Source organism: Polaribacter sp. HaHaR_3_91 (genome assembly GCF_019278525.1).
In the GTDB taxonomy this organism is placed as follows: domain Bacteria; phylum Bacteroidota; class Bacteroidia; order Flavobacteriales; family Flavobacteriaceae; genus Polaribacter.
In genome coordinates this window covers 2,024,008-2,037,954 of sequence record NZ_CP058986.1, presented here as the reverse complement: position 1 = coordinate 2,037,954, position 13,947 = coordinate 2,024,008, and the positions used below count along the sequence as shown (strand labels likewise).

Sequence of the window (13,947 nt, the reverse complement as noted above, 5' to 3'; positions counted from 1 at the left end):
CCACGCAACAAACCATATACAAACACGTTGGCATTAATTAAAAAATGAAAATATTTGAATATTACAGAAAAGCAATAATTTCATTTTCATCAATGTTATTGGTGTTTCTTTTTTCGTTTATAATATCAGGAAAATTTAATATAAATGGAATTATAAATATTACTTACTTAATATTTGGAGTTTCTATATTTTTAGGAACACTTTATTATATTTATGATGTTTTTTTTGGCCCAAAAAAGAGAGTAAATGAATTAAAAAAATATCCTTTTACGGAATTAATGAAAATTGGTTTTAAACACAAAAAAGATTATTTAATTGGAAAAATTAATGGATTTACAGTAATTGTTGGTTACAATTGGAGAAATGAAAAAGGATTTCCTTGTGTTTATGGAATTATTCTCTTTGACCCAAGAATAAATGGAAAACGCATGAATAATTACGATCTTAATAAATTACAAAATTCAATAAAAGATGAATATAATTTTTGGGAATATGGCAGATTAAAAACTGAATGGAACTTTACCAAAGAAAAACCAAATCACAAGTCAATAGTTACGAAACTGAAAAAGAATTCTAATCTGATTTTAAATAAAGGAATGAATAAAATTAACTTTGAAAATTGGAAAAATGAAATTGAAAGTAAATATTCTGAAAGTAAAAAAAACTAATGCCAACACCGTATAGTAAAAATTGCTAAATTAGTGCTTTACAAAACTAGTCGCATTTTTGTAAACATCCATTTTCCTTCGGAAAATAGCCGTTCACTTTAAACGCAACTTTCAATATACAACAACGTTGGGCAATATTAAATATGAAAAAGAAAATCTTTATAAGCCATTCATCTAAGGATATAAAAATAGTAAGACTTTTTGTAGAAAAAATTTTGCAACTAGGCTTGAACATTGAATACAATAGAATTTTTTGTACAAGTATAAAAGGCTATGATGTGAAAAGCGGAGAATATATTCCAGATAGATTAAAAACTGAAATTAATTCAGCTTCTATTTCATTACTCTTTATCTCTGAGAACTACAAAAAAAGTGAAGTATGTATAAATGAAATTGGAGCTTCTTGGGTAGCCTTAGAGAAAGATTGTACAATTCCTTTATTATTTCCAGATATAAGCTTCGATAAAATAGGATTTCTTAACTTAAACCGTTTAGGACTTAAAATATTAAATGAAAATGATTTAATTAAATTAATAGAAGATATTAAGAAAATTTTAAACATTGATTATGATTTAAATATTTTGAATGTACAAATAAAGTCATTTATAGAAGAAGCTGAGAAATTAACTAAAAATTTCAGAAACTCTAAAAATGAAAAGGAGATATTTTCGGAATGGGATAATTGCTTTAAAATGAGTTTATACCCTTTTAATGAAATTCTAGCAAAATCTTTTCCAACATTAAATTCTGGAATACATAAAATTAGTGATAAAAAAAGTCAAAATAGACTTTTATTTAATTTAAGCAATTCTGGAATGCTGGAAAATATGTGGTTTAGATTTTCGGGAGGAGATGACTATATAAAACACTTCACTAAATTAAAAAATGGAAATTGGACAACAACTGGCTACAATTGGGAGTTAAATATATCTGACATGTGGATTTCGTTTAATCCAACATTACAAAATGAATTTATATTAATAAAATCTGAAAGTTTAGAACCTTTTAATATAACCTCCGATATTGGAGGAAAAGAAAACTCTGTTGGAATATTAGATAATGGAATAATCGTTAGCCATAATGAAATGGTAAATGGTTATGCGGAAATTAACAACGAAATTATAAATTTAAAAGAATTTGGAGTACAAAGAAGAATGAGAGAAGAAAAATCTTTTTGGATAATTCTGGGAACTAATTACCACAAAGTTGGAAATAATCCAGATGAAACAATAGACTTCTGTGAAAATTTAGATAAAGGAAATATTGAAGTAAGTAGAAATACAATAAAATCATTTTTAAAAAATTTGAGAAGCCATAAAACAGTAGTTAAATATCAATAACATTGCCCAACACCTTGTATAAAAAATTGCTATATTTGGCTTAATCAAAGGTTTTTGCATTTTTGTCAACTCCTATTTTCCTTCGGAAAATAGCCGTCGACTTAAAACGCAAATTTCCATACAAAAACACGTTAGGTAAAATAAAAAAAAATGAAAATAGGAACTATTACAATTACTTTTTTATTATTAGTCAATTCTGTTTATTCTCAAAAAGAAGTTGTAGCAAATGATTTTGGGAAAAACTATAATGGAGTATCTTTTGGAATATTAAAAAATGATGGGTTTGCATTAGTTGATACTCTTGGAAACGTTACAGCTGAAAAGATCACATTTAAAAAATACGATAAGAATTTAACAACCTTCAGTTTTTATGAAGGTGTTACTTATGATTTTGACAATAATACGAAACTATATAGATTAATTGATTTTAACAAAAATCCAATTACCGAGTATAAATTTAAAGAAATAAAACCTTTCATTACTGATAATACTTGGGCAATTACGAATGACGATAAAGAAGTATTTATTGACTTAAAAGGAAACATAATATGTGATTACAACCAAAAGGAAATAAATAAACAATTAGGTTTAAATGAATTGTCTTCAAGTATGAAAGTCTTTGAAGCAATGAGCAGTAAGAACGTTGAAATGTTTTATGATGGATTAAAACAAATTAAGAATCGAAAAACTAAAAAAATAGGCTTTTTAAATAAATCTAATAAAATTGTAATTACACCAGAATATGACAAATCTTCAAATTTTTCTAATGGATTAGTTGCAGTTTGTAAATTATCAGGAAACTATTATTTATGGGGATTTATTGACTCAAAAAATAATGAAAAAATCTCTTTTAAATATACCCAAAAACCTGGTGATTTTCATTCTAACAGAGCTATTGTTACAAATAAAGAAAGGAAAAAAGGCTATATTGATAGTAATGGAGAATTAATTATTCCTGCAAAATATGATGATGTAACTGATTTTTATAAAGGCTTTGCTTTAGTGAAAGACAGTTATTATTCTTCAGATGTCAAATTAATTGACATAAATGGTAAAATTATCAATTCATTTGATAAAGAAATTGAAGTAAAAGCTACTAAATCAAATTTAATTTCTTTAGTTAATGAACAAAAAACGATTGCAGTATTAAGGTCTAATAGAAAAACAGTAATTATAAATTCTAAAAAGGAAATTGTAAGTAAACAGTTTGCCAAAATAATAAACTTAATAAATGGAAAAGCTTTTGCAATAAACTATGATTCTAAAGGAATTAGTGAAAAAGGGTTAATAAACACAAAAGGAGAATTTATAGTTAAAATAATAAAATCTGAATTCTAAAAATTACTTTACCAAACACCGTATAAACTTTATTGCTGGCTATTTGCTTACTTGCGAAATTCCTCGCAGACTTTCTTGGTCTGTAATTATTTAGTAACTTTACTGCTAAACCAACGCAACGAAATCATACACAACCACGTTGTCAATAATATGAAGCAAAGATTATCATTTACATATTTAATTTTTATTTTTATAAATACTCTTTTTGTAGTTAAATATGCTAGCAGAATAGATGTTTTAAATGGCTACGTTGTAGCCTTTATTTATACATTATTGATATCAATAATTAGTATTGTATACATTCGATTAAATTTAAAGAATTATTATAAACCTTTGTTTTATATTACTTCTATACTCTTCTTTGTTTTTACAATTTATATAAACATTAATGTAGATGGTAATTCGCTTATGGTGGACAGATGGTCAGCAATGGAAGTTGGTGTAAAAGCTCTTTTAAATGGTGAGTATCCTTATTCTGCAGTAGACCATTTGAATGGAAGAACTTCAAATTTACCTACCCTTCTTTTCATTGGAATTCCATTCTATTTTTTAGGTAATATTGGATTTTTACAATCCTTTGCATTTTTATTATTTATTTATATTATATCGAAAGTATTTAACACTTATAAGGAAAGGCTATTATGTTTATTACTTGTAATAGGCTCACCTTCATACCTTTGGGAAATATATGTTAAAAGTGATTTGATGTCTAATTTTATTATAATTTTAGCTGTTGTTGTTGTTATGCAAGATAGAATTTTTAGAAACATAAAAAACAACACACTATTAGAATCATTTTTATTGACATCCTTGGTAATGACCAGAATTACTGCTATTATCCCAATTTCAATATTATTTTTCAAGCACTTTTACAGATTTTCCGTACAAAAAAAGATAACTTTTATAGCAGTATCTTTAGCTACCATTATATTATTTTCATATATCTGTTTTAACAAAGTTAGCAGTTTGGAACACTTTTATAAACATAATCCTTTTGAACTTCAAAACAGACAATTACCTAGCATATTAAGTCTTATTTTAATCATAGCGCCAATGATATATTCTTTTCGAGCAAAAAACATAAAATCAATAATATATTTGATCGTTATTTTTCTATTACTACCTGTATCAATAGCATTCTTTACATCAATTTATTATAGTGGATTTAAGACAACTCTATTTGATTCAAGTTTTGATATTAGTTATTTTAATATGGTATTGCCCTTCTTGTTATTGTCTTTGACATTTGATTATAAAATACTATTGCCAACAATGGATAAAAATAATAGCGATTTAGTCGCTAAAACCAAAGTATTGAAAATATAAAAAAGGTCTTTGTTAATCCGGAAAGTTAGTGAATGAAAATCCGCTACTATTCTTATACATCAACGTAGCCAATTTGAAAAAAAGAAACGCTGAATGAAAACCGAATATATAAATAGTGTTAAAAAGCAATTTGAATATTACAAATCTGTCGGAGAAAAAACATTTGACCAATTAGAGGAAAAATACCTTTTTTGGCAGTTTAACGAAGACTCAAACTCAATTGCAATAATCGTAAACCACCTTTGGGGAAATATGAAATCTCGCTGGAACGATTTTTTGACCTCTGACGGAGAAAAAGAATGGCGGAAAAGAGATTTGGAATTTGAATCGGTGATAAAAACTAAAAATGAATTGCTTGAAAAATGGAATGACGGATGGAAATGTCTGTTCGATGCGTTAGACTCTGTGAACGAAGATAATTTTGAAACAAAAGTTTATATCAGAAATCAGGAACACTCAATTTTGGAAGCTATAAATCGACAATTTGCTCATTATCCTTATCATATCGGGCAGATTGTTTACATAGGAAAAATGATTAAAGGAAACGAATGGAAAAGTTTGACTATCCCGAAAGGAAAATCAAATGAATTTAACAAAGACAAATTTTCAAAAGGGAAACATAAGGGACATTTCTCTGATGACTTAAAAAATTAAAAAACTTGCTACAACAATGGCTATAATAAGCAATTGCTTGTTCTCGCCTACTTCTGAAAATCCTCACGGATTTTCAGTTTGGTGTGTACTTGCAAAGTTTAGTGCTAAACCACGCAACTACTAATCGCCGAGACCGTTAGCTGCAATTGCTCACTCATACTCAGAATTAACTCTATGATAAAAGAAATATTTGAAATTGAACCGATACAAAAAAACTCACTAATCATATTTTTAGGAATATTATTTTTAAGTTTTTACAATTATATATTTTTAAACATAATATTCTTGAAGAGGGAATTTTTATAACTGTCGGAGTTTCATTAGCAATTTCAATTTGTTGGGTCATACTTAATATTTTATCAGTTTTTATATTTTTTTACTTATTAGCCGGAAAGGAAAATAATTCTGAATTGTTTTATGATAGAATTGTTTTTTTTGTTGGAATATTAGTTCTTTTTTGGATTTCATTACTCACATATATTGGTTATGAATTTAAATTAAGTTTAAAAGAGTTTTTAAGAATGTCTATAATAGTGACTTTTGTAAGAACATTTTTATGGTTTATATTAAATTTATTTAGCGAAATAAAAGAAAAGAAAAAGACCAATTGAAATTAATTCTATAACAATAATTTTATAAAATATGTTTTTTTTCATTTTACTTGAATCTTAATTAATAATCTGAATTGAAAAAACTACAGCGAACAAAGTACTGTGGTAAAAAACAAGAAAAACTCATTAATTTTTCACTAAAACACTTCTATAATAATTATTATAAGTTAATCCCGATTTAGCGATAGCAAAAGCCTGTTTTAATAGCTTCTAAAAGAAGTTTGGAACTAATATTAAATTGTAACTGAAGATGAAATTAATTATTATTAAATAACTATATAATATTTTCTTCTCATTTACTTTAGTTCTTGAATCATTATATTTAAAGTATAACAGCTAAAAACAAAAAAAAAGCAACTCAATGAGTTGCTTTTTTCAATATATAAAACCTATTCTTTAATGTTTATTTGTCTTCAACAACGCTGGAAACCTTTTTTTAAATTTATTTAATCTTGGTATAGAAACCGCTTTTATATACCCTTGATTCGGATTTCTATGTTCAAAATCTTGGTGGTATTCTTCTGCTTTGTAGAATTTTTTAAGCTTGGTAACTTCGGTTGCTATTTTACCATTGTACACTTCTGCATTTAATTTTTCAATCATTTTTTCTATAATTGCCTTTTCTGCTGCCGTTTCATAAAAAGCAATAGACCTATATTGTGTTCCGTAATCTGGATGCTGTCCATTTTTTGTTGTTGGATCTTGAGAACCAAAAAACACGGTAACTAACGTTTCAAAAGAAACTTTTTCGGGGTTGTAATACACGGCTACAGTTTCTGAATGTCCTGTTTTACCGGTTCCAATACTTTTATATGTTGGGTCTAACGTATGTCCGCCAGCATAACCAGAAACAGCTTCTTCTACTCCACTTACACTTTCAAAAATAGCTTCTACACACCAAAAACAGCCACTTGCAAAATAGGCGACTTTGGTATTTTCTTTAGCAGTATAACTTGCTTTGGTTTCAGTTTGAGTTTCTTTTTTATCAGTAAAACCGAAACAAGAAATTAATAATATTGATAAACTTAGAAAGGTAACAGGCTTTAAAATATTCATTTTACTTACGGATTAGGGTTAAAAAGAAAATTGCACAAAAGACAGTTGGTTGATCTTTAGTACAATTTTCCGAACTTTTAATTAAAAAAATCCCAAGGGTTATATCTTTAAGATATCCTTAGAAACATTCAATCCCATTATTTGGGAATCAAATTTAATTTTAACTTACCTAAGTAGTCGTTATAAATATACATATTTTACACGTTGTTTACAACTTTAGGTTTTTATTAAGAAAATATCTTGTAAAAAATACCTGATACCCCTATTTTTGTTGAATAATTTAGTCACAAAATAAACCGGTCTCGTTAAGCGAAGCAGAAAGTTTACTAATTTTTTAAACTTATAATGCCTTTTTTAATCAAAATTTATTTTTGATTTATAAGAACACTTAAAAAGACTTTAACAATATACAATCTATTATACATGGAGCATTTTATAGTTTCTGCGCGTAAATATCGTCCACAAGTTTTTGCGGATGTTGTTGGGCAACAAGCCATTACAAACACGTTAGAAAAGGCTATAAAAAACAATCATCTGGCGCAAGCCTTGTTGTTTACAGGTCCACGTGGAGTTGGTAAAACTTCTTGTGCTAGAATATTGGCTAAAAACATTAATCAACAAGATGCAGAAGTTTCTGCAGATGAAGATTTTGCTTTTAATATTTTTGAGCTGGATGCTGCTTCTAACAACTCTGTTGATGATATTAGAAGTTTAACAGACCAAGTTCGTATTCCGCCACAAACCGGTAAATATAAAGTATATATTATAGATGAGGTACACATGTTATCTCAGGCAGCTTTTAATGCTTTTTTAAAGACGTTAGAAGAACCACCTGCACATGCTATTTTTATTTTAGCAACTACAGAAAAGCATAAAATTATACCGACAATTTTATCTCGTTGTCAGATTTTCGATTTTAAAAGAATTGGTGTTTTAGACGCTAAAAATTACCTAAAAGTAATTTGTGAAAAAGAAAATATTACGGCAGAAGATGATGCTTTGCATATTATCGCTCAAAAAGCGGATGGCGCAATGCGTGATGCTTTGTCTATTTTTGATAGAGTTGTTAGTTTTTCAGGAAACAATTTAACTCGTGAAGCTGTTACCGAAAACCTGAATGTATTAGACTACGAAACGTATTTTAATATGACAGATTTAATGTTAACCAACAAAATACCACAAGTATTAAATGCTTTTAATACTATTTTAGCAAAGGGTTTTGAAGGACATCATTTTATAAACGGATTGGCAAGTCATTTTAGAGATTTACTAGTTGCTAAAGACAAAGCTACTTTAGAATTGTTAGAAGTTGGTGATGCTGCTAAAAAGAAATACTTAGAACAAGCCACCAAGGCAAGCATTCCGTTTTTAATGCAATCTATAGAAAAAGCAAATCAGTGTGATTTGAATTATAGAGCAAGTAAAAATCAGCGACTGCTGGTAGAATTAACCATTATGCAAATTGCCTCTATCACTTTTGATGGAGAAAAAAAAAAAAAACCAGCTAACTACATAATTCCCGCTACATTTTTTCAGGCACTTTCTCCTGCTGTAAAAGAGGCTGCAAAACTGGTTGAGAAAAAAACTGAAAAACCTGTTATTGCACAAGCTCCAAAGGTTGAACCACCTAAACCTAGAATAAAACCAATATTAAAATCTGTTGGTAGACGTGCATCTTCGTTATCCTTAAAAAGTATTCACGAAAAAAAGGTAGAAAAGAAAGCGGTTGTAGAAGAAAATTTCGACAACCATCCAAAAGACTTTTTTACAGAAGAAGCTTTACAGACTCTATGGAAAGAGTATGTTGCGCTGTTAATTCAAAAAGGAGAGCGTAGTATGGCTTCTATTGTAGGAACAGACGCACCACAATTAGGTAAAAACTATAAAATATCTTTTTCGGTACCTAATAAGTTAATGGAAGAGCAATTTAAGAAAGGAAGATCTGAATTGATAAATTTCTTAAGAAAAAAACTTAACAATTATGGTATCAGTCTTGATGTTCGCTTAAACGAAACCATAGAAAAGAAGTTTGCCTACACTCCGCAAGAGAAATATAATAAGATGAAAGAAATAAACCCTCTTATAGACAAACTACGTCAGGCTTTTGAGTTAGACATGTAACAATACTTCGATTATTGTTACTTATAAATGTAATAATAACAACCTGTTTTTTGATCATCATTTAAAAGAAAGGAAACGAAAGACTAGAAATGCTCTTAAAATTTTAGAGTTGTAAAAATATACTTCTGAAATAATAAAAGATACTAAAGAGATTGAAGATAGTTATATTGTTTGAGTTTTTGTGTTTATTAAATAGTATTCTAATAAGTGAAAACTGGGCGGTTTTAAGCGTCTTAAACTGCACCCTTCGACAGACTCAAGAGGGCATCGTGAGTATATTGGTTTAGCATTTTTAGCTAAGTAAATATCTTTATTAAATTTAAAAAAAAACAATAAAATGCTAATATATTAACACTTACAAACAACTACTTAAACAAAAACTTTAATACTTATAGAATTAAGAATTAAAATAAAATCCTTCGACAAGCTCTGAAAAAAATTGTGAGCTTTCATTTAATTAGTGTTTATAGTTAAGCAAATTGTTTTCACTAAATTATTACACATTTTTACCTAAGTAAATTAAAGTACAACCCTCTTTGGTTAATTCTGTTTTTTCAAATTCAGGGATTAGGTATAATTTATCATCTTTTCTGATAAATAAAAGCACCGATTTAAATTCATTAAACAACCTAGAAACCATTGTTTTGTATTCTTCTTCTGTATTAATTTCTACTTCATAAATTTTAGGATTCTCTCTAAAAGCTTCACTTAAATTAATATAATCACCTTTTGGATTGAATAATATTTGTTGTTGCTCTATACTTAAATTTGGATTTTTTATTTCTTCGGAAGTTGCCAATCGATATGAACCTTGTTCTCCAAAATTATTAGAAAAACTTTCTATAGCATATTTGTTTACCGCTTCACTACCCGTCATAGCAATAAGATAACCTACATCATTTAACTCAATGTTATCCGTTAAGTCTTGGTTGTAAATATCTATTTCAATAGCTTCTAAACCTGCCTTTAATGATTTTTGAATAAAGTTTTTATTAGAGTCTATCAAAATAACCCTTTTGTCATTGTCTTTTAAATATTTTGCAATTAACCTTGCAGGACTAGAGGCTCCAATAATTAAAATAGCATCAGATCTTTTTAGAAAAACACCCACCATTTTTGCAAACAACCTTGCTGTAGTGGCATTAAATAAAACAGTACCTAAAACAATCATAAAAACCAAAGGCGTAATATACTCCGCTCCTTCTACACCTTGTTTTAATAGCTTACTCCCAAATAAAGAAGCAATACCTGCCGCTACAATTCCACGAGGTCCTACCCAACTGATAAATAGTTTTTCATTGAATTTTAATTTAGAATTTCTAGTACTTACAAAAACAGCTAAAGGTCTTATTACAAAGACAACAGCAGCAAAAAGAGTTACTGTTTTCCAGGTATATAACAAGAGTAAATCTTCCATGTTAATATTTGCAGCCAATAAAATAAATAGGATGGAAATTAACAAAACACTTAAAGATTCTTTAAAATAAAGCAATTCTTTTAAGTTGCTTAATTTTCCGTTTCCTAAAACCATTCCCATCACCACAACTGCCAATAAACCAGATTCATGTGCAAAAACTTCCGACTCTATAAACACCAGTAAAACGGTAGATAAAGAGACTACATTTAATAAGTAATGCGGTATCATTTTTTTATTGATAGCATACGCTAAAGCATGTGCAAACGTAAACCCAAAAGTGGTTCCGAAAAGTAATATTTTACCAAACTCTAATAAGGCTGTTTTAGTAAAACCACTTCCACCACCTACACTAATAAACTCAAAAACCAATACCGCCACTAAAGCACCTATTGGATCTATTAAAATTCCTTCCCACTTTAAAACCGTAGAAATATCTTTTTTTAGAGGAATGTTTCTTAAAATTGGCGTAATTACAGTAGGTCCTGTAACAATAATTAAACCCGAAAATAGAAAAGAAAGTTCCCAGCTTAAATCAAAAACATAATGCGCTACCATTCCTGCTCCAAAAAAAGTAATGGTAGAACCTATTGTTATTAGTTTTGTAATTACGGGTCCTACATTTTTAATTTCACTTCTTTTTAAGGTTAAGCCACCTTCAAAAAGGATAATACTAATAGCTAAAGACACAAAGTAGTACAAACTATCTCCAGGAAAAAGACCTTTTTTCCCATTCCAGACTGGCTCTATCCACTTTGTTCCATCTTCACTCAAAAACTCTGCAGCAATTGGTCCTACTAGTAAACCAATTAAAATTAAAGGTAATATTGCTGGGATTTTAAATTTCCATGCTACCCATTGTGCTAATATTCCTAAAATAATTATACCTGCTAATTCTATCATATATCAATCGTTCTATTAAATGTAAAAATAAGAATGTTTGCCTATCATAAAAATAAAATAAGCAGTTTTTTATAATATCTAAATTTTACATTATTCTACAGATAAATGAAACTATATATCTCTTTTTTACATAAAGTTTATAAAATTACAAATAAGGCTACGTTTTCTCAAAAATTTAAACTTATTATTCAACATAGATGTATATGAACTAATGGCTTTAAAAACGAATATATAGATTCAAAAACCTTTAAAAATAGATGCAATAATTAATTTTGAAGTTAAAGCATTAAAGCTAAGTAGTTAATTGGATAGCATTTAGTTAAAAACATATAAAAAGTCTGGTTGAATGCAACCTAAACCTATTTATTAATCTAATAACTCTCTACAGCGTTAGATATGACTATAGTAAGTTTAATAACTGAAAAAAAATATAACAAATTAACTTAAATTAAAAGCAGCTTTTTACCTATCTCCTCTATAATTCTTTTGTTTGAAGACAACTTTTATTGATTTCTAACGAAATACATTTACAAAACGAATATTTTTAAACATAGCACACCACAAGTAAATAAAAAATGTAAGGTACTTTTTAATGAAAATTGCACTATTTTTGACGTTCAATTTTTTTTGAAGGTACACTATTTTGTAAAACAGGTTATTATAGCAACCGTATTACCTAATTATAATACAAATGCTTGCCCTATTTTTAAAGTAGATAGAAAACCTTTGTAAATGCTAAAAAATTAAATCTCTAGCTTATTTGAGCTTTAGATTACAAAAAAATATAAAAGTATGTTAGGATTACAATTTGAAACCGAAACTTCTTGGGCAGAAATAGCCAAAGACAATTTACAGCAAATACTTACAGACCATGCATTTTTAGAGCAAAAAGCAGCTTCCAATGCCGTTTCTATTATTATTAATTATTCTGAAGAGACAGAGTTGGTAAAGGAAATGAGCAATATTGCTATTGAAGAAATGCAACACTTTAAAATGGTGCATTTATTAATGGTAAAACGCGGAATGGTTTTGGGACGTGAGCAAAAGAATGATTATGCTATCCGATTGCAAAAATTCTTTAAAAAGACAGGAGACAGAACCGATGCTTTAATTCAGCGTTTGTTAGTTGCTGCCCTAATTGAAGCAAGAAGTTGCGAGCGTTTTAAAGTCTTTTCTGAAAATATGGAAGATGAAGAATTGTCTAAATTCTACAATAACTTAATGATTTCTGAAGCAGGACATTATACTACTTTTTTACAGTTTGCACGTCAATACCAAGACAAAGAGATTGTTAACGAAAAATGGAATGCCTTATTAGCTTTTGAAGCAGAATTAATGAAAGAACGTGGTAATACAGCTAAAATACACGGATAAACACTAGATATGGATATAGATAATATTTCTAAAATTGAACATTTTTCTGCTTTTGTAGATGTGAGTTTAAAAGAGTTTTGTGAGCAATTTAGTTCGGTTTTATCATTACCTAAAATGACTTTTATTTCCGAAGATGAAACAGAAAGCGCAGAAATTAATTGTAACGGAATTGATTATCATATAAACAAACCTTATAAAGTTGGAGTCTTAAACGAATGGGATGATAATGTACCCAAAGAGCATAATTTTGGAATTGTTTTAAACATTGATAAATCGAATTCTGATTTTAACAACACCAAATTAGAAGCAATTGCCAATCTTATTGCTACTAATTTTAATACAGATCTTTTATATTATAGAACCTGGTTTTCTACTGGGTTTAGCACAGAAAAGGTCCACATATTTACACAGAATAAAAAATAACAAATGTTCTCTAAAGAAGAATCAGCACTTTTACGAAAAGATTTTTGGACTAGTTTTGGGAAATCTTTCCCTAGAAAATGGTTATTATACAACACTAAAATTAAAGGTTTCTCTTTTAAATTTGTTGCCGAAAGAAAACAAGCTATGGTTTGTTTAGACATTGAGCACCCAGATGAATTGGTAAACCTGCTGTATTATGACCAAATGTTATCTTTAAAAACGTTGCTAGAAACTGAATTACCAGAGGTGATTTTTAACGATGAATTTGAGCTAGAAAGTGGTAAAATAATTCATAGAATTTATGTTCCTTTTGAAGGAAAATTTAGCGTTTATAATAAAAATTCTTGGAGAGATTGTTTTGAATTTTACATGGAAACCATGCCTAAATTCGAGCTCTTTTTTTACGAATATGAAGATATTATAAAGAACATTTAATCTTATATATTTTTAAACTTTTACTCAAATAGTTACTTCTTATTTTGTGATTTAAATGGTGTTTTTATTGATCGTATTGTCGTTTACAATGTAATTATTGTGATAAAAAACGACTATAAACTAATAAAAATAAAGTTAAATTAAAACTTAAACGAATAACACTTAACTAATTGACTTTAAAATCCATAAAAATAAAAACAACTATTAAAAAGACAACTATCAATTTTTCTTATAGTCTATAATTTGTTTGCGTTAAGGATTGGAGCGGCATCCTTTTTGTTTTT

The 13,947-nt window shown here is 28.1% G+C and carries 11 protein-coding genes; 9 read left to right on the top strand and 2 right to left on the bottom strand.

All coding sequences use genetic code 11. The features are described from left to right. Positions 1 to 44 precede the first annotated feature (44 nt). The 5 genes from H0I27_RS08460 to H0I27_RS08440 all read left to right on the top strand — a co-directional run bounded on the left by H0I27_RS08460 (position 45) and on the right by H0I27_RS08440 (position 5,326). Positions 45 to 668, top strand: a complete 624-nt coding sequence (locus H0I27_RS08460) for a hypothetical protein (RefSeq protein WP_218733604.1) — start codon at positions 45 to 47, stop codon at positions 666 to 668. A gap of 143 nt (positions 669 to 811) precedes the next feature. Next, positions 812 to 2,008 (top strand): toll/interleukin-1 receptor domain-containing protein, encoded by a 1,197-nt coding sequence (locus tag H0I27_RS08455; protein ID WP_218733602.1) that lies wholly within the window; start codon positions 812 to 814, stop codon positions 2,006 to 2,008. Positions 2,009 to 2,158: 150 nt separating this feature from the next. After that, positions 2,159 to 3,346, top strand: coding sequence for a WG repeat-containing protein (locus H0I27_RS08450; RefSeq protein WP_218733601.1), 1,188 nt, complete (start codon positions 2,159 to 2,161; stop codon positions 3,344 to 3,346). Between the two features lie 150 nt (positions 3,347 to 3,496). Further along, entirely contained in the window at positions 3,497 to 4,672 is a 1,176-nt protein-coding gene (locus tag H0I27_RS08445; protein ID WP_218733599.1) for a hypothetical protein, read from the top strand. A gap of 93 nt (positions 4,673 to 4,765) precedes the next feature. Beyond that, the gene (locus tag H0I27_RS08440) at positions 4,766 to 5,326 is read left to right on the top strand and encodes a DUF1572 family protein (RefSeq protein ID WP_218733598.1); all 561 of its coding nucleotides are present in this window, start codon (positions 4,766 to 4,768) and stop codon (positions 5,324 to 5,326) included. Positions 5,327 to 6,333: 1,007 nt separating this feature from the next. On the opposite strand, the gene msrA is transcribed toward H0I27_RS08440, so the two are convergent. Continuing rightward, positions 6,334 to 6,993, bottom strand: coding sequence for a peptide-methionine (S)-S-oxide reductase MsrA (gene msrA / locus H0I27_RS08435; RefSeq protein ID WP_218733596.1), 660 nt, complete (start codon positions 6,991 to 6,993; stop codon positions 6,334 to 6,336). Positions 6,994 to 7,416: 423 nt separating this feature from the next. On the opposite strand from msrA, the gene dnaX reads away from it, so the two are divergent. Further along, entirely contained in the window at positions 7,417 to 9,114 is a 1,698-nt protein-coding gene (gene dnaX, locus H0I27_RS08430) for a DNA polymerase III subunit gamma/tau (protein WP_218733594.1), read from the top strand. A gap of 496 nt (positions 9,115 to 9,610) precedes the next feature. Here the strand turns inward: dnaX and H0I27_RS08425 are convergent, their stop codons facing one another. After that, on the bottom strand, positions 9,611 to 11,431 hold the full coding sequence (locus H0I27_RS08425; RefSeq protein WP_218733592.1) for a sodium:proton antiporter: 1,821 nt from the start codon (positions 11,429 to 11,431) through the stop codon (positions 9,611 to 9,613). 792 nt (positions 11,432 to 12,223) lie between these two features. On the opposite strand from H0I27_RS08425, the gene H0I27_RS08420 reads away from it, so the two are divergent. Genes H0I27_RS08420 through H0I27_RS08410 form a run of 3 tightly spaced genes read left to right on the top strand, consistent with a single transcriptional unit; the run spans position 12,224 to position 13,663 of the window. Then, positions 12,224 to 12,805, top strand: a complete 582-nt coding sequence (locus tag H0I27_RS08420; RefSeq protein WP_165731051.1) for a tRNA-(ms[2]io[6]A)-hydroxylase — start codon at positions 12,224 to 12,226, stop codon at positions 12,803 to 12,805. A 9-nt stretch (positions 12,806 to 12,814) separates the two neighbouring features. Next, positions 12,815 to 13,228 carry a hypothetical protein gene (locus tag H0I27_RS08415; protein ID WP_218733590.1) on the top strand — a complete coding sequence of 138 codons (414 nt, stop codon included), beginning with the start codon at positions 12,815 to 12,817 and terminating at the stop codon, positions 13,226 to 13,228. Between the two features lie 3 nt (positions 13,229 to 13,231). Then, positions 13,232 to 13,663, top strand: a complete 432-nt coding sequence (locus H0I27_RS08410) for a DUF4268 domain-containing protein (RefSeq protein WP_218733588.1) — start codon at positions 13,232 to 13,234, stop codon at positions 13,661 to 13,663. Positions 13,664 to 13,947: the final 284 nt, after the last annotated feature.

Coding starts and splice junctions, on each gene's coding strand:
- H0I27_RS08460 (WP_218733604.1), top strand. CDS start 45: ATGAAAATATTTGAATATTACAGAAAAGCAATAATTTCATTTTCATCA.
- H0I27_RS08455 (WP_218733602.1), top strand. CDS start 812: ATGAAAAAGAAAATCTTTATAAGCCATTCATCTAAGGATATAAAAATA.
- H0I27_RS08450 (WP_218733601.1), top strand. CDS start 2,159: ATGAAAATAGGAACTATTACAATTACTTTTTTATTATTAGTCAATTCT.
- H0I27_RS08445 (WP_218733599.1), top strand. CDS start 3,497: ATGAAGCAAAGATTATCATTTACATATTTAATTTTTATTTTTATAAAT.
- H0I27_RS08440 (WP_218733598.1), top strand. CDS start 4,766: ATGAAAACCGAATATATAAATAGTGTTAAAAAGCAATTTGAATATTAC.
- msrA (WP_218733596.1), bottom strand. CDS start 6,993: ATGAATATTTTAAAGCCTGTTACCTTTCTAAGTTTATCAATATTATTA.
- dnaX (WP_218733594.1), top strand. CDS start 7,417: ATGGAGCATTTTATAGTTTCTGCGCGTAAATATCGTCCACAAGTTTTT.
- H0I27_RS08425 (WP_218733592.1), bottom strand. CDS start 11,431: ATGATAGAATTAGCAGGTATAATTATTTTAGGAATATTAGCACAATGG.
- H0I27_RS08420 (WP_165731051.1), top strand. CDS start 12,224: ATGTTAGGATTACAATTTGAAACCGAAACTTCTTGGGCAGAAATAGCC.
- H0I27_RS08415 (WP_218733590.1), top strand. CDS start 12,815: ATGGATATAGATAATATTTCTAAAATTGAACATTTTTCTGCTTTTGTA.
- H0I27_RS08410 (WP_218733588.1), top strand. CDS start 13,232: ATGTTCTCTAAAGAAGAATCAGCACTTTTACGAAAAGATTTTTGGACT.